The sequence below is a fragment of the Allorhodopirellula heiligendammensis genome (assembly GCF_007860105.1).
In the GTDB taxonomy this organism is placed as follows: domain Bacteria; phylum Planctomycetota; class Planctomycetia; order Pirellulales; family Pirellulaceae; genus Rhodopirellula; species Rhodopirellula heiligendammensis.
Genome location: NZ_SJPU01000002.1, coordinates 1826089 through 1846685, shown reverse-complemented (window position 1 = coordinate 1846685; position 20597 = coordinate 1826089). Strand labels below are relative to the sequence as shown.

The 20597-nt window shown below is 57.9% G+C and carries 13 protein-coding genes; 6 read left to right on the top strand and 7 right to left on the bottom strand.

Annotation, left to right across the window (positions count from 1 at the left end; translation table 11 throughout):
• Window positions 1-10: 10 nt before the first annotated feature.
• Complete coding sequence (hisD, locus tag Poly21_RS17220; protein ID WP_146408126.1) at window positions 11-1381, bottom strand: histidinol dehydrogenase; 1371 nt, start codon at window positions 1379-1381, stop codon at window positions 11-13.
• 233 nt (window positions 1382-1614) lie between these two features.
• Between hisD and Poly21_RS17215 the strand changes: the two genes are divergently transcribed.
• Both Poly21_RS17215 and Poly21_RS17210 read left to right on the top strand, forming a co-directional pair.
• Window positions 1615-2658, top strand: a complete 1044-nt coding sequence (locus Poly21_RS17215) for a threonine aldolase family protein (protein ID WP_146408125.1) — start codon at window positions 1615-1617, stop codon at window positions 2656-2658.
• Window positions 2655-4232 carry a hypothetical protein gene (locus Poly21_RS17210; protein ID WP_146408124.1) on the top strand — a complete coding sequence of 526 codons (1578 nt, stop codon included), beginning with the start codon at window positions 2655-2657 and terminating at the stop codon, window positions 4230-4232. Before Poly21_RS17215 ends, Poly21_RS17210 begins: the two co-directional genes overlap by 4 nt.
• Here Poly21_RS17210 and Poly21_RS17205 read toward each other — a convergent pair.
• Window positions 4210-4980, bottom strand: a complete 771-nt coding sequence (locus Poly21_RS17205; protein ID WP_146408123.1) for a PIG-L deacetylase family protein — start codon at window positions 4978-4980, stop codon at window positions 4210-4212. The genes Poly21_RS17210 and Poly21_RS17205 overlap by 23 nt on opposite strands.
• 456 nt (window positions 4981-5436) lie before the next feature.
• Between Poly21_RS17205 and Poly21_RS17200 the strand changes: the two genes are divergently transcribed.
• From Poly21_RS17200 to Poly21_RS17190, 3 genes are all read left to right on the top strand, one after another.
• Window positions 5437-6813, top strand: coding sequence for a PQQ-binding-like beta-propeller repeat protein (locus Poly21_RS17200; RefSeq protein WP_302119348.1), 1377 nt, complete (start codon window positions 5437-5439; stop codon window positions 6811-6813).
• On the top strand, window positions 6810-8453 hold the full coding sequence (locus Poly21_RS17195) for a permease (RefSeq protein ID WP_302119347.1): 1644 nt from the start codon (window positions 6810-6812) through the stop codon (window positions 8451-8453). Before Poly21_RS17200 ends, Poly21_RS17195 begins: the two co-directional genes overlap by 4 nt.
• A gap of 153 nt (window positions 8454-8606) precedes the next feature.
• On the top strand, window positions 8607-10499 hold the full coding sequence (locus Poly21_RS17190) for a sulfatase-like hydrolase/transferase (protein ID WP_146408121.1): 1893 nt from the start codon (window positions 8607-8609) through the stop codon (window positions 10497-10499).
• Window positions 10500-10560: 61 nt separating this feature from the next.
• Here the strand turns inward: Poly21_RS17190 and Poly21_RS17185 are convergent, their stop codons facing one another.
• Entirely contained in the window at window positions 10561-11370 is an 810-nt protein-coding gene (locus Poly21_RS17185) for an inositol monophosphatase family protein (RefSeq protein WP_146408120.1), read from the bottom strand.
• 139 nt (window positions 11371-11509) lie between these two features.
• Here Poly21_RS17185 and Poly21_RS17180 point away from each other — a divergent pair, with 139 nt between their 5' ends.
• Complete coding sequence (locus Poly21_RS17180) at window positions 11510-12025, top strand: DinB family protein (protein ID WP_146408119.1); 516 nt, start codon at window positions 11510-11512, stop codon at window positions 12023-12025.
• 207 nt (window positions 12026-12232) lie between these two features.
• Here Poly21_RS17180 and Poly21_RS17175 read toward each other — a convergent pair whose 3' ends face one another.
• The 4 genes from Poly21_RS17175 to Poly21_RS17160 all read right to left on the bottom strand — a co-directional run bounded on the left by Poly21_RS17175 (window position 12233) and on the right by Poly21_RS17160 (window position 20384).
• Window positions 12233-14770: a YidC/Oxa1 family insertase periplasmic-domain containing protein gene (locus Poly21_RS17175; RefSeq protein ID WP_146408118.1), complete on the bottom strand. Its 2538-nt coding sequence runs from the start codon at window positions 14768-14770 to the stop codon at window positions 12233-12235.
• Window positions 14771-14977: 207 nt separating this feature from the next.
• Window positions 14978-16252, bottom strand: a complete 1275-nt coding sequence (locus tag Poly21_RS17170; protein WP_146408117.1) for a molybdopterin molybdotransferase MoeA — start codon at window positions 16250-16252, stop codon at window positions 14978-14980.
• On the bottom strand, window positions 16249-16941 hold the full coding sequence (locus tag Poly21_RS17165) for a molybdenum cofactor guanylyltransferase (RefSeq protein ID WP_146408116.1): 693 nt from the start codon (window positions 16939-16941) through the stop codon (window positions 16249-16251). Before Poly21_RS17165 ends, Poly21_RS17170 begins: the two co-directional genes overlap by 4 nt.
• A gap of 2 nt (window positions 16942-16943) precedes the next feature.
• On the bottom strand, window positions 16944-20384 hold the full coding sequence (locus Poly21_RS17160; protein ID WP_146408783.1) for an aminotransferase class I/II-fold pyridoxal phosphate-dependent enzyme: 3441 nt from the start codon (window positions 20382-20384) through the stop codon (window positions 16944-16946).
• Window positions 20385-20597: the final 213 nt, after the last annotated feature.

Below are 20597 nucleotides of genomic sequence, written 5' to 3'. Positions count from 1 at the left end.
GTGCCGAAACTCACTCGGCTTGAGACCGGATGGACACGCTATTGGCATGAGCGGTAAGACCTTCTTTTTCAGCCAATCGAATCACGTCGGGTGCGATCGCACGGGTAGCCTCGGTCGCAAACGATGTGACGCTGCCCGACCTTAAGAAACTGTTCACCGACAGCCCCTCGGCCCATTTGCAGGTTCCCCCAGTGGGTAACACATGACTCGGCCCGGCAGCATAATCACCGAGGGCAACCGGTGTGTGGTGGCCCAAAAACGCAGCCCCGCTATTGCGAATCTTCTCGATCAGTACGCTGGGGTGAGCGGTCTGGATATGCAAGTGCTCTGGAGCAAACGAGTCCGTCAAGGCGCAGGCTTGATCGGCATCACGGACTAGAATGAGGGCACCGAAATCCGCCAGTGCATCCCGTACGAGATCGCTTCGCTGCAACTCGGCAAGTTGAGAGGACAGTTCTATTTGAACTTGCTCGATCAGATCGGGGTGCCAGGTAATCAAGATTGCCGATCCAGGCGAATGCTCGGCCTGGGCTAGCAGGTCAGCGGCGACAAATGCAGCGGATGCGGTCTCATCGGCCAGCACGATAACCTCACTGGGACCTGCGAACGAATCGATATCGACCGTTCCAAAGACATGTTTCTTGGCCAGTGCGACGAACAGGTTGCCCGGGCCGACGATTTTATCCACTGCGGGCAAAGCATCACAGCCATACGCCATGGCGGCGACTGCCTGCGCCCCCCCGCAGCGATAGACTTCCGTGAGCCCCAGTTCGTGACAGGTCGCGAGCATGTCATTGTTGTAAGCACCGAAAGGCGTGGGCGGCGCGACCACCGCGATTTCTCCGACACCGGCTACCTGGGCAGGTACCGCGGTCATCAGCACTGTAGACGGGTACGCTGCGGCGCCTCCTGGAACACAGATCCCAATCCGCCGCAGCGGCACATATCGTTGTGTCAAACGTACTCCGGGTCGAGGTTGAATCGTTACATCGCTGTGACGAATTGCCGTTTGAAACTGGACGATGTTGTCTCGAATTCGCCGAATGGATTCAAGGAACTCAGGGTCGGCCGCCGCGTGGGCTGCAGCCAAGTCCGCGGCGGGAACACGCAAGCTCGGAGCCGTCAACTCCGCCCCATCGAGCGCCTTCGTATAGCGCAGAAGCGCAGGGGTACCTTCGCTCAACACGTCCCGACAAATCGTTTCAACCACCTCCACGGGAGTGAGTGGTTTGCCAAAAACCGCTTGGGTGAGTTCTCGTCCACGCGGACTCACTAAGTCACCACGCGGGCTGAGCTTTTCACGAAGTTCGGCAAGTACCTCGTCGCCACCACCACGTGCATCGACGTATCGGATCACAGATTCAGTTCGTTCGGACATCATGAAAAATTGGGCTGTGGAGGCGAAAGTGGTGTGGTGGCGGAGGAACTGGATTCTGTGCGATAACCTAAGGATCGAAGCGGGTCCCACGGGCGGCACGCGATCGACACCCGCTCAGTAGGTCGTCGATAACCGATCGGTATTTCCGTCCAGCAGGCTCTCCAACTCGCACCATCTTAACGACGCCATCCTGGTTTGCTAAGGCGCACTCCCTCCTCCTGTCCCACTCTCCCACTATGATCGACCTGCGTAGCGACACGCTCACCCAGCCCACCGCTGAAATGCGCCACGCGATGGCCCACGCTCGGGTGGGCGATGGTGTGATCGACATCGATCCTACCGTCGAGATGCTCGAGCGAGAAACGGCGGCTCTGCTCGGCAAGGAGAACGCATTGTTCATGCCCAGCGGCACGATGACCAATCAGGTTGGCGTGCGAATTCACTGCGATCGGGGGAGTGAGTTTTTATGCGAAACAGACTGCCATATCTATCAATACGAGCAAGGAGCGTTTGCCCAATTATCGGGTTTGGTAGCTCAACCCATTGCCGGCCACGAAGGGGTGCTCGGTCTCGACCATCTCCGCGGGACGATCCGCCCGGAAAATGATCACATGGTGAGGACTCGTTTGCTGTGCCTGGAGAACACGCACAATCGCTGGGGCGGACGCGTGATACCTCAAGCAACGATTGACACCGTTTGCCAGTGGGCACACGAGCACGGATTGAAAGCACACCTCGATGGGGCGCGGATTTGGAACGCGGCGGTGGCAACAAACATGGAATTATCGCGAATGGTCGCTCCATTTGATTCCATCAGCGTGTGCTTCAGCAAGGGGCTCGGGGCGCCGGTAGGTTCCGCTTTGGTCGGTACGAACGAATTCATCGATCACGCCCGCCGAGCACGAAAATTGTTTGGCGGTGGGATGCGACAAGCCGGCATCATTGCCGCTGGCGCCTTGTACGCGTTACAGCATCACCGTGATCGTCTACGGCTCGATCACGAGGCGGCCCAACAACTCGCCGATGCCGCTGTGGCCCACTCTGCGGTAAAAGTGCGTGGCGGAAGGGTCGATACCAACATCGTGATGCTGGAGGTGGATCCGGCGTGGGGCTCAGCGGCTGATTTGCAATCTCGATTGTTTGCCGCAGGGGTGGATAGTTTCGCCATGGGAGATCAAATCATTCGATTCGTTACGCACTTGGACGTAACGCCAGATCAAATTGACCAGGCCTGTCACATCCTGCGATCCGTCCTGAGCGCCGCCAGAGGCCGTTCATGATTCGGCTGGCAGCAATTGCGGGGGTGTTTGTGATTGCCGTCGCTGTTCGATGGCCGTCGTGTGGTGAGAGTTTCTGGGTGGATGAGCTGCACACTGCGTGGTGCATCGCTGACTCGCTCGACCAAGTCGCAGATCGCGCAGCGATTGGTAATCAGCAACCCACCTACTTTCACGCTCTCTATCTGTGGCAGTTCTGCCTGCCCGCGAGCGTGATCGCTCTGTATGGTACCGAGGCAGCATTGCGGGCGTCGAGTGTGCTCCTCACAGCAGCATCAGCGGCTTGGTTGGTGGCCATCGTTAGCGGCCAGCCGAAACACCGACAAACGTCCGGCCGCGTCCCCACGGTGATGCTAATCGGTGGCATTGCCGCCGGACTGGGGCTGGCCCTTGAACACAATGCGATTTTTTTTGGGACCGAACTGCGGCCTTACTCCGCGATCATTTTTCTCACGACGGCAGCCCTCGCTCTGGCCAATCGGTTGAGCCAGGTGAACGCCACTTCCCTCGACGCGACGGCACCCGCGATGCGGTTTCGAGACGTGGTACCGCGGGTCGCTCTGCATGCGATCGTACTGTTATCCGCCGACATTCACATCACTTCGCTGATCGTACTCGCACCACAAATGATGATTTTCGCGATCAGCGATGTCTGGCGACTTCGGGCGGTCCCCCACCGCCGCCGAGTGATCTTGCTCACGCACGGGGTGGTCGGCTTGGCGTGGATTGCGTGGGCGACGGTTTGGAGTAACTCACACGCTGACCTGTGGGAATCGCGGGATCAATGGAATTTCTTTGCCACGGCCGACGGCTGGCACGACATCTGGAACATGTGGCCTTGGGGGCCCCTTGCCGCGATGCCTGTCGCCGGCTGGGCAATGGGACGCCAACGACGAGGAGGTGCGATGCGTCCGCCCAATGGGCAACACAATGTCACCACTGCCACACTGATTCTGGCTGGAGTCATCGCTTCGACGCTCGCTTGTTACGTGCTGACCGCGCATGCCGGTATCCCATTATGGCATCGACGCTACTTGATCGCCGCATTGCCACTGCTGTGTGCGGCGATGGGCTGGTTCATCGGAGCGATCGATACATCCTTCCATTGGCGGACCGCGCTCTTTGCCGTCGGCCTATCAATCGCCTGTATCGGATTGCTGATGTATCAACAGGGAACATTCGCGACCTGGCGCCGTGGTGAATTTCGAGTGGCACGGCGTAGTGAAAACTGGAAATCAGCGATAGAACTGGTGCGTAAATTGGCAGTCGATGGCGATCGTGTCTGGATCGACGCAGGCTTAATCGAACAAAATGGCTTACCGACCCTGGTGGCAGACCCTCAGACGGAAGAATACTTACGCTATGTCGCGAGCGGTCCCTATCGCTTGGGTGAGCGAGTTCAAGGAGTTGGAATCGGACGCGACGCGATCTCGAGTTGGCTCGCCTCAGCGGTTGCCGACTCCGTCGACCCGCCGCGTTACTTAATCACTCGGCGTCGATCGCGCCGCATGGTTGAACTGCCAGCGGGGATAACAGGATATCGATTCGGCAGTGTTACCGTTTTGCTTCGACAATGATGTCACGCAATGCCGTGCGGAGGGGATCGTCGTGAGCACCACAGAACCCGCGATGTTCACGCCGCCGCCAGCCTTCGGCGTGTTCGAATGAGCCACTGAGTTGGCCCACTCCACGCGAATCTTCGAGCATCGTTTCGAGATAGCTCTCCATACCCTGGCTCTCATCGAGCCACTGTTTTTGGCTGGCGTGACAGGCCAACGCCTGAGTTTTCTTCTCGATGACCGAGGAGGTATTGACGAAAAAGTGGGGCTGGACGAATTCGCCAGTAGGCTGGCGATTGCCCAGCGGCTGAGCATGGTACACGGTTACAGGCTCATAATACGGCGCGGTGGGCGGTATGCTTTCGAGGTTGGGCATGCCATGGCTGAATGCCGCGCTGACGGCGAGTTTACAAGCGACCTCGTGATCCTCCATGTAGTCGATCGGTGAATGGACAAGCACGACGGAGGCATTGGACTGGCGGACGACCGCCGTCACCTTCTGCAAATTTTCAGTGGTATAGGCAATTTCCATATCGTGACAAATGGGACTGTGAAAGGTCGCCCCGAGCAGATCCGCTGCGTTTCGTGCTTCTGCCAACCGCGTCGCCGCGCAGGTTTCGCGGTCCATCGTCGTGCTACCACGCGATCCGTCAGCAATGTTCATGTAGTGCAGGTCCCACCCTTGTTCGGCGAGCAACAGCATCGTTCCTGCAAACAGAAACTCAATGTCATCGGGATGGGCAGCAATCGCGAGAGCAGACGGCATAGAAGGGTCCTTTGTAGGGCGTTAAATAGGATTCCAGAATATTGGGTAGAGCCCCGGAGGCTGGACGCCAACTTGGAGATCGGGTCACTCCACCGCAACAGCAATGTTTCCGCGGACTTTATCGCTGAGCACCCATCGATCGGCAACCCGAGTAGCTCTGCCAGGTGTTCACTCAATAGCCGGAGAAAACCTGGCTTGATGAGACTGCTGGATAGAACCGTTTGTCCCACCAGCGGATCGCAACGTCCGGTCGGCGGCCTGCCCGTTTTTTGGATCGCCAGAACCAGCAATTCGCTGCGAGAGATCGGAAGGACCAGTCGCTCATCGTCGTCGGATCGTCTGCCCGCAAGACTTTGCGAAGCGTTCTTTGTGGAGAGAGTTCGCATCGAGTATCTTATGGCGTACCCCTCCCAGCGGAATTTTCCCGCTTTCCCACCTCGATCGCTGCCAGCCAATATGTCCTTCCGCCCACTACCGCCCGTTCCAGCTAGCCTGGTCGCCAGCCTCTCGGTATTCGCACTATTGCTCAGTTTGACTTCATCGATATTGGCCGCCGACGCTTGGCCGGAGTTCCGTGGTCCCGCCGGCGACGGCATCGCAGTCAATCAAACTCCGCCGTTGGAGTTTGGCGAAGGTAAAAACCTGAAGTGGAAGACGGCACTCCCCGGCAAGGCTTGGTCGTCGCCGGTGGTCGCTGATGGCGTGGTATGGTTGACGACCGCGATCGAGCGCTCGGCCACGCCCGAGGAACGCGACGCATTGCTCCGCAACACGAAGGCCGACGAAAAACAGTTCAAAAGTCTGGCCATTGCCAAAGCGATCGAGTTGAAGCTGGTCAGCGTGAATGTGGAGACTGGTGAACTGCTCGGCTCCGTAGATTTGGCGACGGTGGAAACACCCGACGCGATCCACGCAACCAATTCCTATGCGTCCCCCACCCCGTTCATCGATGGTGACTTTGTCTATTGCCACTTTGGAACCTTCGGGACCTTCTGTGTCGATCGCCGGTCTGGTGAAATTGTGTGGCAGCGAACTCTGCCACTCGAACACGGTGTCGGCCCCGGCAGTTCGCCGATCGTTCATGACGGTCGCTTAATTTTGATCCAAGATGGGATGGATCAACAGTACGTCACCGCGTTGGATACGGCCACAGGCGAGACGCTGTGGACGACGCAGCGACCGCCTATGGAGGCGCCCACCGGCGATATGAAGAAATCGTATTGCACTCCCGTCGTCGCCACCGATTCGACTGGCCGGGAGCAATTACTGTGCATGGGATCGCAGTGGATGGTCTCGTATAACTCCCAAACCGGTGAAGAATACTGGCGACTGTACCACGGCAAGGGTTTTTCCGTGGTGCCGCGTCCGGTGGTGCTGGATGACGTCGTATTCTTTGCGACGGGATTTGGCAAACCAGAATTGTGGGCTGGGCGGATCGACGGTGACGGTGATGTCACATCCACACATGTCGTTTGGACGGTCAAAAAAGGTATCCCGTCTAAGTCGTCACCGTTGCTGCATGACGATTTGCTCTATCTCGTCGATGACAACGGCGTCGCTGTTTGCTTTGATGCCGCCAGTGGCGACATGGTGTGGAAGAAACGACTCGGAGGCAAGTTCTCTGCATCACCATTGCTCGCCGGTGAGCATCTGTATTTCGGCAATCACGAGGGTGAAGTCTATGTGTTGACCTTGGGCGCCGACAGTGAAATCGTCCACACGAATCAAGTTGAGGGGCAGATCATGGCATCTCCTGCCGCGATCGACAACGCGTTGATTTTGCGCACCGATAGAGCCCTGTACCGGTTTGAAAAACCCGGTCCGACCTCATGATCGACGAATCCAAAATGCCAGGGCGTGTGTGGTGGGCGACCACAGGTGACATCAATGCCTTCTTTGGGCTGATGCTCGATAACCTGGCGGGCCTGCTGTTGATGGTGGCGCTGCTGGCTGGGTTTGGATTGCCCGCCTCGTTCGTGGTAACGCACATGGTTCCCGGGACGGCAATCGGCGTTTTCGTTGGCGATCTGGCCTTCTTTTTCATCGCCCTGTCGCTTGCTCGCCGGAAGCATCGCGTTGATGTCACCGCGATGCCGTTGGGCTTGGACACGCCATCGACATTCGGGATGATTCTGCTGGTCCTCGGTCCCTCGTTCACGTCCGCACGCGCGGCGGGGATGGAGGTGGAAGCGGCCGCGCTGCACACGTGGCACATTGGGATTTGGTGCATGGTTTTTTGTGCCATTGTCAAACTAGTCTGCACACCGTTTTCACAGTGGGTGCGATCAGTGGTTCCGCGTGCGGGATTGCTCGGCTCGCTGGCAGCGATCGCACTCGTCTTGATTAGCTTCTTCCCCCTAACTCATATTTTAGGCTCGCCTATCCCAGGAATTCTGGCGTTGGTGATTGTGCTGGGGACATTGATTGGCCGCGTTCCCTTACCTGGGCGCACCCCCGGCACACTCGGTGCTCTCGTGGTTGCCGGAGCGGTCTACTACATCATGTGCGGGTTGGGGTGGTTTGGCTACGAATTCCCGGACGCCGTCCAAGTGCAATGGTTTTCGGTGCAATGGATGGATGCTTGGCGAGGCGGATGGATCGAGGCCTTACCCGCTGCGATTGCTTACTTGCCTTTTGTATTGCCCTTTGCGCTGGTGACGGTCGTCGGCGGGATTGACTGCACCGAGAGTGCCGCGTCGGTGGGCGATGAATACGATGCCCGGGTCGTGATCGGCGTTGAAGCGATCGCGACACTGATTGCCGGTTTGTCCGGTGGCGTGATTCAAACGACACCGTACATTGGGCACCCCGCTTACAAAGCGATGGGCGGCCGGGCAGCATACACGTTGGCGACAGCGATTCTGATCGGAACGGCAGGCACGGTCGGCTACTTTGCCTGGCTGAACGCATGGATTCCCGCTCCAGCGGTTTATCCAATCTTGGTTTTTGTGGGATTGGAAATCACGTCCCAGACATTCTTGGCGACGCCCCGCCGGCATTATGCTGCGGTGGCGATTGCCTGCTTGCCGGCACTAGCGTATCTGGCCATCAGTTTACCAGATCGGATCTTCGGTGATGCGGCGATGTTCACCGCAGAAATGTCAATCGGAAATCTTGCAAGTGAGTCGCTGCGTCAAGATTTACAAACGCTGCGGATGCTGAGCAATGGATTCATCATCACGGGCCTACTATGGGCGTGGATGCTTGCTTCTATGATTGACCACAAACTCAAACTCGCCGCTGGCGTGTTGTTTCTCTGCGCCGCGTTGACATCGATTGGCGTGATGCACTCACCCCTGCAAGGTAACCGCTTGTTCATCCCATTCCTGGTCGGCGAGGGAAGCCCATTGGCGTTGCCCGCGGAGTTTTCATCAGCGGTGATGCAGTACGTAATCGGATATTCGCTCGCGGGATTATTTGTATTGGCATGGTGTTGGGTTTCTCCACCGGAGCAGGACAATGTCAACCATTAGGAAACTGCCCACGATGAAGATCCGCCGTTTTTGTTGCCTGTCGAGACGAAGTCATGGCATGCGTTAGCCCTAGACGCAAGTCTGGGAGATCGCTTTCCGGGCGGTCCATTGCGTGGATCCCGCCAGACGAGCGACGTTTTACAAACTGATTTCATGCGACCGACTGCCCACTCATACTCACTACAATTGCTATTCTTACAATGGTGGTGTTGGTGCATCTGGATGTTTCTGTTGGTGGTGTCGCATCCACTCGGAATGCACGCTTGGACACTCTCCTTCTCGGAGATGGCATGGGTTGCGGGAGAATGTGTTCTATTACAGATCACTCCGCTGTTACTTGCGGTTGCCTGGTACTGGCAGCGTCCGGGAGCGGCGGTCAGACACAGTTCCTGCTTGTTTGCACTGATGCCGATAGGATTCGCGGTCGCCGTGCTCGTTTTTCGCGGCAGCGGAATGCATTTGGCTTCGAGTGACTTTCGAGAGGCAATTCGCGAGCATCTACCGCGACTGATCGCGTTCTTTTCGTGGGGAATGTTGGTGCCGCTACTCGCGATCGCGGTCTATGTCGCGATCGGTATCAGATTGTCGAAACTGTTAACGTGGTGGCTCACTGAGAATCCGCTGGCTGTCCGCATGTTGTCGTTCACAGCTACATTATCTTGCACCGCGATCGTCTGTGGTTCGCTGCTGTGGCTTTCGCAAGGGCGCAGTGAAATGCTTGCTGCCACGCACGCCCAGATCACGCGTCATCCCTTCAATCTCCTTGGTTTGAATGTTGACATTCCTAGCAAGGCTGGCGAACAAAATGATCCTGATCAGCGGGGCGCCGAGTCGGTCCAACCTTTTACGTTTGATCTCGCCAGCTTTTCCGACAGCGTAAGCAGTCGGATGCGGCAGATGCGAATGAACGTCGTTATCGAGCCGACGGTTGATACCGGTCCCGCTCCGAGACCGGATGTATTAATTATCATTTGTGAGTCGCTGCGGAGCGAAATGCTGGCTCCGGACATCGTGCCGCACACATTCGCAGCGGCGCGGTCAGGATGGTGGCTGCGGCAGCACTATTCCGGTGGCAACGCCACGAGTCTCGGTATTTTTTCATTAGTCAGCGGACTGGAATCAATTTGGTTCTATCGATCCGAGGTTCGATTCGCTCCTGCCCTCAACCGACTCTTCCGCCAAGCAGGTTACGAACTCGGTTTCTTTGCAGGGCATGATGATTGGGGTACGTTTCAAATGGACGCCTTTCTATCGCCGCGGCAATACGATCGCTACGAGACCGAACCGATGGACTGGCTGGCGTCGGACCGACGGTCCATCGCCAAGACAGTCCAGTTTCTTCGAAAACCTGAATCCCCGCATGCCCGACCTCCACGGCTGGCGGTGTTGTTTCTCTACAGCACTCACACGCCGTTTGACGTTGCGGACGCCCACGCGAGGGATCAACCGGCGGCCTCGGCCGACTACCCCATTCCCTACCCCCAATCATGGCGGGGCAGCGTGTGGAATCGATACCGCAACGCCGCCCGCTCGCTCGATGCGGAATTGGCTGAAGTGCTCCAGAGCGACGCCGTTATCGCAATGCTGGGCGACCACGGTGAGTCATTTCTCGATGATGGCACGATTGGCCATGGCACCAAGTTGTCACGGGTTCAAACCCGAACGGCCGCGATGATTTGTGCTCCGCACCTATCTTCTCGCGAAATTCGCGAACGCACGACGCATATGGATGTCTTGCCAACGCTGCTCGGGGCCGCTGGAATCGAACTCTCGCTACCGGGACAATTTGATGGTCTGAACTTGGAGACGGCAACGTTGACTGAACTGCAGACTCGTACTTTTTCCATCTCAAACCTAGTTGGCCGTGATCTCGTTCTCGTTCCTCCCGCCACCCGTCGATCAGGTGCAACGTTTGGTACACGAGTAGAGTTTTCACTACTCGACAACACCATCTCGCCGCGAGGCGCTATCAATGCTCAGGGTAATCTGAGCGGGCCAGGCGATCGAGGATTGTTGCGAGATTGGATGGAGCAATTAGTGCGTTGATACCAATCCGGCACATCGCCCCGTCCGAGGTGGCGTGCTTACTCAAGACCTTGGTCCCAAACTAAGCGTGATGCCGTGTTGTGATTTCGACCAGAGGGTCGTGCAGTCGCCCATTGCTAGCCACAACACTGGTACTGCCGATCGGCAATTCGGCACCGCGTGCGTCGGTGATCCGCCCGCCCGCTTCCTGAACGAAGAGCGCAGCGGCGGCGAAATCCCATGGTGAGAGTTGGTATTCAAAAAATCCATCGAGCTGGCCGCAACCGACCATGCACAGATCGAGCGATGCGGTCCCAAACCGCCGTATGCCGTGAATATCGTTTGAAAAGCATTCCTCGATAGCCGCCAGCGTTGATCGCATCATCGCACCGCGGTCGTAATAAAACCCGCAACCGATCATGGCTTGATTCAGCGAATCGGCTTTGCTGACGTGCACGCGTTCGCTACCACGGAAGGCACCCTGGCCGCGGATAACCGTGAACAGCTCATCGTGCATCGGCTGGTAAATCGCCCCCACCATCGCTCGGCCGCGTTCATAGTACCCAATGGAAACGGCAAAGTGCTCAATTCGATGAGCAAAATTATTGGTGCCATCGAGCGGGTCGATAATCCACAAATGCTCGGCATCGACGTTGCCACCTTGCAGCGATTCCTCACCAAGCATCTCGTGAGTTGGGTAGGCATCTTGCAAAAATGCGGCAATCGCTCGCTCGCTCTCTATGTCGGCGTCACTGACGAGGTCGTAGGTACTTCCGCCCCCCGCCGACTTGTCACGGATCGTCACGCCCTGTTCGAAGTATCGACGGAGAATAGCGCCGCCTACCCGAGCTGCCGCCACCGCAATATTTAAGTGATCTTGGAGTTGTGTCATGCACGGTAGCCTAACAGATTTGGATTCGCTTTCCCGCCCGTGATTGATACCACTGGTATTTTGTGGTTCACTTGACCCGCTAAGTTCACAGCAAGTCCCTCCTGGGACAATACATTATTATTAAACTGAAAGAGTTAAGATGATTGGATCGATGATCGCAGATTCGGCCACCATGGGAATGGGTTACGCAGAGCGGCTGCTCCAGGGCATTCCCGCATCGCAGTTTGGTCGGTTTGCGGAAGTAAATGGACAGACGATCCACTCCAACCACCCCGCTTTCATCATCGGGCATCTGAGCCTCTATCCGAGCCGTGTGGTTGCAGAATTAGGCGGAAACGCAGAGGCGATCAACCCCTCGAGCCAATACGAGTCGCTCTTCTCGCCCTCGGCGAGCTGTGTGGACGATCCTGACGCCACCATCTATCCCGCCATGGATGAGATCACCGAAAAGTTTTTCACTGCTCAACGGGCCGCGATTGAAACGTTGCGAGCGAGCGATGACAGCTTGTTCCCAGCAGAAACCCCACTGGAACGCATGCGCGCGAAATTCCCAACCATCGGATCGCTGCACGCGTTTTACTTAGGTGGCCACGTGATGATGCACCTTGGCCAACTCAGTGCCTGGCGTCGGGCGATGGGTATGGACCCAGCCTAATTTGCCCGCCGAATTTTAATTTGCGAATCAGAGCTCCGCCGAGCCATCGGCGGAGCTTGTCTCGCCCGTCAACGGGCAGAGTGCGCCGCCTACAATTCCCACCTCGGAGCGATGCTGGCTAGCGTGAATGTCGTCCCATCATCAGGCGACGGTGGCAACACGAGCATGATTTAACCCACGTCGGTGCCTACCCACGCGGACCGAGCATTAACCGCGTTTTTTGTTGGTTTTGGGGCGTTTGCGATCTCGTGGCAGCGGCGCCGCCGGCTCTTCCGGGTTCATCCGCTGCCGCAGCCGATCAGCCCACGTCGGCTCGGCCGTCTCACCTGCAGAAGGGCCCCCGGGTCGCTTTGGCGCAGCCAGCCGATTACCTGCGGCGCCTTTGGCATTGGATCCGCCGCGATGATTGACTTTCCCTTCCAAGACGGCTTTGTCGAAGTGAGGCGTTTTTGGCAACGTCTTCTTGACCAAGATCCGCTCGCCAATCCCCCACAAGCTACTCGTGATGAAGTAGATGCACAGACCTGCGGGCACTCGGAAGAAGAAGAGACCCATGATCAGGGTCATGTAGCTCATCATCTTCTGGGTCATCGCAGTTTGCTCGTCCGTCGCAGGCGGCATGAACATCTTTTGCTGAGCCAGGAACAATACCATGACGATAACGGGCAAAATATTGAAGTATGGCCCCAACCAGCCCGTGCCTCGACCCGCAAGGTAATCCCACATCCAATCCCCCCAGTAATACAACATGTCAGGAGCGGCGAGATTGGAGGCCCACGTTGTCCAAGATGCAAAGGCAGCCTGACGCAACTCGATGTCCACCGACAGCGATCGATACAGCCCCATGAAGATCGGCAACTGCAAGAACATCGGCAGGCAACCTGAGAGTGGATTGAACCCAACCCGCTGCTGCAATTCACGCTGGGCTTTGACACGGCCTTCCATGTCGTCTTTGTACTGCTCGGTGATCTTCTTCAATTCAGGGGCGAGTTCCTGCATCCGCTGCGCGTTGACAGCCGCTTTGCGGGACAACGGGAACATCGCTCCACGAACGATGATCGTCAGCAAGACGATGGCCAGAGCATAGTTGCCAATCCCCGAAAGCACGTGCAACAGATTGCCGAGCAGCTTGGCTGGCCACGAGAACCATCCGTAGTAAATGCAGTCCTGCAATCCGTATTGATCGAAGAGTTCAGGTTGCTTGGGGCCAGCGAACAAACGCAGACTTTGTTTCAAACTTGACCCCGGAGGAACACTGGCTACCGCACTGTCGAGATAGAACGTCGTGTTGACGGCGCGCTCTTGATGTTTTGGGATTTCAGCCGGATCAGCAGCCAGGGTGCCGATGGCACGGCGGAAATTGGTAAGGCGGTCCTCGTCTGCGGGCGGGAGGTAAGCCACGGTGAAATACTGGGCATCGACGCCAATGTACTGCAGGTCTTTTGCAGCAGCGTCGGAATTGGGTGAGAACAGATTTTGGTCATCGGCGACTGCATCTTTGCGAGCACGTTTCAGCAAGCCGTAACCTGAGACGAGTTCATGCCCGCCGGCAGTCGTATTATAGACCAGGTCGCGAGCGGCCGAACCGCCCCAGTTGGGGCTGATTTTATTGCTATACCACCAACCTTCCAGCGTGATCCCGTTGACGCCTTCGAGCCGATAAGCGAGCTCCTGAGACTTGTCGTAGCGATTGTCAATCTGCACATCCATATCGAGCACATAGCTACCTGGACGTAGCGAATACGAACGCTGCAGCCCAACGGCGTGACCGCCCGCATCCTGCATCTCTTGTTCACTCAATCGCAATTCAAACGACACCGTTTGGGCATCGGCATCAGCCCCTTGGCCGGCGCCTTGTTCGGCGTCATCGAGCTTACCCTCGGGCGTGACGTTCCAGATGAAATCGCCAGGGTCCCCCAAGGAAGGCAGCGCCCGTTTGCCGGGGGCAATCTCGCGGCGACCAACTTTGCTGACCGTCAACAGCGACGATAGACGGGTGAGATTACCTTTGACTTGATCTTCACCGCCCTTGTCCGCTAGCCGCACCAAGTCCAGCGGATGCTCAGTCAGTTCCGCAGTGAACTGGATTGCTTTGTCATTTTCCCGGATCACATCGAGAGTTACTTTGTCGCCTGGTTTCGTGCCGTTGAGCCACCCACTGAGCATGTCCGTATTACTGATGGGGTCATCATTGACGGCGACGATCCGGTCACCGGGACGAAGTCCGTTGGGCACACCAGCGGTCGTAGAAACCGCGGCGGCGGCAGGCGTGCCGGGACCGACGACGTTCACTGCGACCCCCTCGACCGTGGCGGTGGGGTCGGCCGCGAGATAACCCAGGTATCCGCTGAGAACGTCCACCCGACGATATTTCAATCGCCCATTTTTCTTTCGCTCCGTCAGCTCAATCCGTTCAATACCACCGCCGCGACTATTGAGCGTGACGAGCATGACATGTCCGCTGGCCGGATCCATGGAGCCGAGTGTCCGCCATTCTGGATTCTCCGGGCGTTCGGGGACATCCTCGATATCGGCAGACGCCACGGAGGAGCCTTCGGACTCTGTCGTGGCATCGGGGTTGGACGGCTCGATAGCGGCATCGCGCTCGGACTCGGCGACCTCGGCGAGCGTGTCGTCTGGGGCGACCGGCTGGACCGGCGGCGGCACGAACATGGTCCGCAACGACATGTAGACGAGGAAGAAGGCGGTCGAGGCGAGAAGGAAGGATGAAAAGCGGCGATCCACGAAATTATTGGCCGATCGAGATAGGCGGGGGCAAACGTCCAACATCCCAAATCGGGTGCTGGCGAAACCGGCATTCTTGCCGCTGGGGGGATTTTTGAAAAGCCAAACCAAGCCAAGAACGTCAGAATGCCGCCAATCAACCCGTCAGCGACCACCCACTGTGCCCTTTTTGAGAGCATTTTCCCACTAAAATCGGCGAATTGGAGGCTACCAGCCGAAAAAGGGCCAGGGCCCAGAATGGTTCGCGCCCGGCGGCATTTCGATAAATCCGTCACTGGCCGCTAGCGAAACGAGGTCTCCTGACCCTTTTCCAATCACTAATTCGGCTCGGCCCGGTCGAGTCATGCGAACGGCGCGAAGCCAGATCAAGGGGAGCGTTTTCTGCCCCACGTCGTCGAGTTCGACGCTGGGGGGCGCGCATTGCCAACGTGTCAGACCGGCGAGTTTGTCGATGAGCGGCAACGCAAATCGAACGGCCCCCATCGTCGCACTGACTGGATTGCCTGGCAGCCCAATGATGGGCGTCGCGACATCCCCGGGAGACTCAGCGTGGATGGCGCCGAGAATGGGTTTGCCCGGTCGCAGGGGCAATTTATGAAAAACCGTCTCCGCACCGAGCTGACGGACGACTTCGGGGACGTAGTCGTGGTCGCCCATCGACACGCCGCCGGTCAACAAAACCATGTCATGGCCGCGGATCGCGTGCGCGAGCGTTTGCCGCAGTTGAGCGGGATCGTCGCCGGCATGCAGCAAAGTCGGCTGATCAAGATAGCGGCGCCTTGCCAGCAGCGCGGCGAGGGCGGGCGCGTTGCTATTGCGGATTTTCCACGCTGGCAGCGGTCCGCTCGGCACCTCCGCTTCCACATGGGGCCCGCCACTGAGTTCATCGCCGGTGGTAATAATGGCAACGCGGACCCGACGGTGCACCGAAGTCATCGTGACACCAAAACTCGCCATCGCAGCGGCTTGCGGTGAATCAATCACAATCCCTGCGGCTAGAGCTTGCGCCCCCACCGTCAAGTTCTCGCCTTGCCGCCGAATATTCGCACCCTCCGTACTGCCGCTGGCCTCCGCTCGCCACTGAATCGCTCCGAGCGGCAGAGATGGCATGGGCGATTTTTCAATCGTGTGTTCTCGCTGGATCACACGGTCGCAGCCCGATGGAACGATGCCGCCGGTGAAAATGCGAATCACACCGTCAGCCGAAAACGTGGGTGGCGGTGATCCTGGAACACTCTCCGCGGTAACCGGTATCTCGTCGGTACGAAAAAGATCGCTGAGCGTGCCGCCGTCTCGATGAGCCACCGCATATCCGTCCATGGCCGACACATCAGCGGCGGGGTGATCGCGGTCGGCCTGAATCGGTTCGGCCAACACCCGGCCAACACATTCACGACATTGAGACTCAACCTCGACCGGCATGAGGGGTTCAGCGAGCGCGGCGATGGCATCGTCGAGGCAATCGAATCGGTAGGGAGTCATACGCGTAGGTCGTGTGGTGAATTAACATTGTGCAGCACACCGGCGGGAAGTTCGACAAAGCAGCAGTCCACACCCTCTAGAAAGCGATACAGACTGCGATGCGCTGATCCTGCGAGTGCCTGCAGGTCACCCTGCAGCGCAACCGGGTAGATCGCTACGAGCGGCTGGATGCGTTTCTTCACCGCAACATCGTCGGAGATCGCGACGACAACACGGTCGGGTGCATCGCTGAATACCGAGATCAGGTGTTGGAGATGCGTAGCGTTGAGAGCGGGCATGTCAACTGCGGTCACCAAAACTCCGGCGCAACCGAGTGAGTTCGCCAACTCGACGGCGCCACACACGCCTTCGACAGGCCCACGATCCGGTACCTCATCAACTATCACAACCACGCCGGGTGGCAATGGATTGGCGGAACAACCTATGTCTTGAAATGATTCGCCATCCCTTGTTCTGATTGTGGAGCGATCAGCGATGTTCCCGCCGGTACTGCTAACGCTGCCCCGGGTGGGCTCCGCCGCATCGGCGGCTAAAGAACACGCAACATGATCGCAGCAGGCGGCAAGCTGCTCGAGGGCGTGATCGAGAAACGTACCGCCAGATTCATGCGGAAGTTCTGCTTTACAACGCCCCATCCGGATCGAACGTCCACCGGCGAGCACGGCGCCGAGGAGGAGAGTGCGAGGCATGCCTAACCTGTTTCCGCCAAGGTTGCCGGTGGGGATTCTTGAAGTTCCTGCAAGTGATGCTGCGTACGGTCGACGGTGAACCGGATCTGTTCCTCGGTGTGCGCACTCGTGATGAAGAACCGCAAGCGGGCCGCAGACTCGTCTACGGCTGGGTAGAGGATGGGCTGCACGTTGATGGCGTCTTTCTTGAGCCGATTACTCAGCCGCAGCGCGACGAGCGAATTCCCGGTGATGACGGGGACCACGGGCGTCCCGCCGCTGTCACCAGTATCGAGCCCCGCCGTCTGGCACAGCGACAAGAATAAGCGACTGTTGTGGCGCAATTGCTCGACCCGCTGCGGCTCACGCTCGAGAACCTCCAGCGACGCGATCGCGGCAGCGACTTGGCCCGGTGGCATCCCGACACTAAACACAAAACCTGGAGCCGTGTAGCGAAGCAGCTCGACGAGAGCTTGCGAGCCCGCGATGTATCCACCGCACGAGGACGCAGACTTACTCAGCGTGCCCATCCAAATGTCGATTTGTCGAGGATCCAGCCCAAAATGCTCGGCAATACCATGGCCAGTCTTACCCATCGTACCGAAACTATGAGCCTCATCGACCATCAGCATGCAGCGATGGCGTTTCTTGACTTCGACGAATTTGGGAACATCTGAAAAATCGCCATCCATGCTATAGACACCTTCGATCACTACCAACGTGCGGCGGTAATGAGATCGCAAGGCCGTCAGCATTCGATCGAGGGCGGCGTAGTCATTGTGAGGAAACGGACGTCGTTTGGCGCCCGAAAGCAGCGCGCCTTGCACGATGCTGTTATGCGATAAAGCATCGTGCAGGATCAGGTCTTCCGGCCCCACGAGATGGCCGATTGTTGTCTCGTTCGTGGCATGGCCGCCGACCATGGTGATGGCGGCATCGACCCCCACCCAGTCCGCGATTTTTCGTTCGAGTTCACCGTGGATCGGCTTCTCTCCGCTGACTAAGCGGCTCGCCGAGACACTCGTTCCGTAACGGGCGATCGCGTCCGATGCGGCGGCAGAGACTTCCGGGTGGCCGCTCAAGCCGAGATAGTTGTAGCTGGCAAAGCTGATGTAGCTCTCGCCGTCGATGGTCGTGGTATCGCCGACAATGCCGTCATGGACGGTGAAGAAAGGGTTCGGACAACCGGTCAACTGCATCTGCCGCATGGTCGCTTTGAGTCGACGATACTCCGTGAACTGCGTCACATCGTCTTCAGGGTCCACGGTCACATTGCGAATCGAGCGGGTCGCGGATCCATCCCCGGATGCTTCCCCCACGGCCGCCCGCAGGTCGGTGCCGTCGACCTGATCATCGCTCAACCCCAGCTGAGCGTTGGGATCGCGCAAGAACGACTCGGCGCGGCGGCGGGCCCCCGAGGGCAGATATCGCTCGACCGCTGCAGCGATCTGGCCGATCGTTTCGATCTCGTCGAGCACCTGCTCGGGAAATCGACCGCCGAAGGTGCGTTCGAGATTACGCGCGATCTCGAGCCGTTCGAGGCTGTCCAAACCGAGATCCAAAACGATGTTGGTATCGGTCGACATCTGTCCGGCTCGCTCACCGGCAATTCGACGAACATGGATTTCGATCGCATCGATGATGATCGGATCGGCAGGAGCGTTCAGTCCGCTGCTGCCTGCGGCCGCCTTCATCATCGTTTCACCGCGTGTGGCGGAGGAATGCTGCGAAGCTTCCTCACCTCGCACCCACTGCGCGACTACCTTCAGGTCATTATCGCGGACGGCGTGCAAACACGCGTGACGCTGGATTTTGCCACTGCTCGTCTTGGGAACGCTGCTATTGCGAACGAGATAAACCGCATCGGGCGGCAGGTCGTGCTCTTCGGTAACCGCCCGGCGAATTGCCTGCAGGTGCTCATCCCAATCCAGATCGCGGCGCCGAATCGTTTCAGCCACGATGACGAGTTGTTCCCGATCACTATCGGTCATTGCGAAGGCCGCTACCGAGCCGGCTTGAACAACTTCACTGGCCCGCTCCACGGTGGCCTCGATGTCTTGCGGATAGCGATTGACGCCCCGCACAATGATCATGTCTTTGAGCCGACCGGAAATGTAAAGCTGGCCCTCGTGCAGAAAGCCGAGATCACCCGTTCGCAGAAACGGGCCTTGGTCGTCATCGGTCATCGCTGCGAAAGTTTTGGCGGACTCCTCACGTCGCTGCCAATAGCCACGGCCGACGGAAGGACTCTGCACCCAAATCTCACCAATCGAACCCGCTGACAAGATGCCGCAGGTATCCGGATCAACGATCTCAATCCGCTCCCCCGGAAGAATACGACCGCAGCCAACGAGTTGACGAGCGGAGTCACTCTGGGAAGCGGGCCGAACGGTTTTCTTGTCCAGCGCCGGACCATCAAAGTACTGCAGCACTGGCCGGGTCTGGTCCGCCCCGTTGTCCTGGGGGCCGCCAGTAACAATCAGCGTCGTTTCGGCCATGCCATAGCACGGCAGGTGCGAGGTTGCACGGAACCCAATTTTTCCGAACCGCTGCGAGAACGCATCCAGGGTGGAGGCGCGAATAGGCTCAGCACCATTGAAGGCAATCTCCCAAGACGAAAGATCAAGGCCAGAGACTTCCGCATCATCAATCTTGTCAACACAGAGTTGATAGGCAAAATTGGGCCCACCACTAACGGTGACGTTGTACTTAGAGACGACCTGCAACCAGCGAGCAGGACGCTGAAGAAATGCCATTGGGCTCATCAAGACGTTGGGACAGCCCATGAACATCGGCATTACGACCCCGCCAATCAATCCCATGTCGTGATAGGTCGGCAACCATGAAGCGCCAATGATGGATTTCGAGGGCTGGAAAGCGTGGAGGATCAATTCGCTGTTGGCGATTAAGTTCGCCTGAGTCAACATCACTCCTTTCGGCGAACCTGTCGATCCGGAGGTATACTGCAACACTCCCAGTGCGTCGTTGCGAAGTCGCGGACAACGCCAATACGAGCCATCGCGATGCTCGGGCAAATCGGTGCCGAGTAATTGCACACCGACTAAGTCCTCGTGCAACTCGGGTCCGGAGAGTTGCTCGATCACCGCTCCCGTCGAAAGAGCCCATCGTGCGTCGGCGTCCAAGACGATCGAGCGAATCCGCGATGCCTTGCGATTCCGCCTCGGCGGGAAGGCCGGAACGGCTATAGCACCGGTAGCGAACACCGCAAACAGCGCGACCACAAAATCAAGGCTCGGTGGATAGAGCAGCAACACTCGGTCCCCTGGGCGAATGCCACATCGGCCCTGCAGATATCCCGCCAATCCGCGGACCTGCTCCCATAACTGCGCATAGGTCAGCGACTCTTCACTGCCGTCGCCGTCGGTGAACGAAAATGCCGTGTTATCCGATCGAGCCTGTTCCCAGTGCCGCAGAATCGACACGAAATGGTCACGCGGCGGCATGTCGCCGCTAAAGTACTTTTGAAGGTCCACCAATTTCAACCTAGTGCAGGTAGGAGTTTTCGACGATTTCTAATCCGAAACGGGACGGACCGATGACCGGAGCGGTGCAAACCCCTGTTCGGATTGCCCCCCAGTCTATCTTCTCTAACCAGCATTGTTCATGGGTACATGAATAAAAGTGGGCTTTCCTGTCCTCACGACTGACTCCGAAAA

Bases quoted from the DNA above. Each gene is read 5' to 3' on its own strand.
- Poly21_RS17215 (WP_146408125.1), top strand. From the start codon at position 1,615: ATGATCGACCTGCGTAGCGACACGCTCACCCAGCCCACCGCTGAAATG.
- Poly21_RS17200 (WP_302119348.1), top strand. From the start codon at position 5,437: ATGTCCTTCCGCCCACTACCGCCCGTTCCAGCTAGCCTGGTCGCCAGC.
- Poly21_RS17180 (WP_146408119.1), top strand. From the start codon at position 11,510: ATGATTGGATCGATGATCGCAGATTCGGCCACCATGGGAATGGGTTAC.
- Poly21_RS17190 (WP_146408121.1), top strand. From the start codon at position 8,607: ATGCGACCGACTGCCCACTCATACTCACTACAATTGCTATTCTTACAA.
- Poly21_RS17210 (WP_146408124.1), top strand. From the start codon at position 2,655: ATGATTCGGCTGGCAGCAATTGCGGGGGTGTTTGTGATTGCCGTCGCT.
- Poly21_RS17205 (WP_146408123.1), bottom strand. From the start codon at position 4,980: ATGCCGTCTGCTCTCGCGATTGCTGCCCATCCCGATGACATTGAGTTT.
- Poly21_RS17165 (WP_146408116.1), bottom strand. From the start codon at position 16,941: ATGCCTCGCACTCTCCTCCTCGGCGCCGTGCTCGCCGGTGGACGTTCG.
- Poly21_RS17185 (WP_146408120.1), bottom strand. From the start codon at position 11,370: ATGACACAACTCCAAGATCACTTAAATATTGCGGTGGCGGCAGCTCGG.
- Poly21_RS17160 (WP_146408783.1), bottom strand. From the start codon at position 20,384: ATGCCGCCGCGTGACCATTTCGTGTCGATTCTGCGGCACTGGGAACAG.
- Poly21_RS17195 (WP_302119347.1), top strand. From the start codon at position 6,810: ATGATCGACGAATCCAAAATGCCAGGGCGTGTGTGGTGGGCGACCACA.
- Poly21_RS17170 (WP_146408117.1), bottom strand. From the start codon at position 16,252: ATGACTCCCTACCGATTCGATTGCCTCGACGATGCCATCGCCGCGCTC.
- hisD (WP_146408126.1), bottom strand. From the start codon at position 1,381: ATGATGTCCGAACGAACTGAATCTGTGATCCGATACGTCGATGCACGT.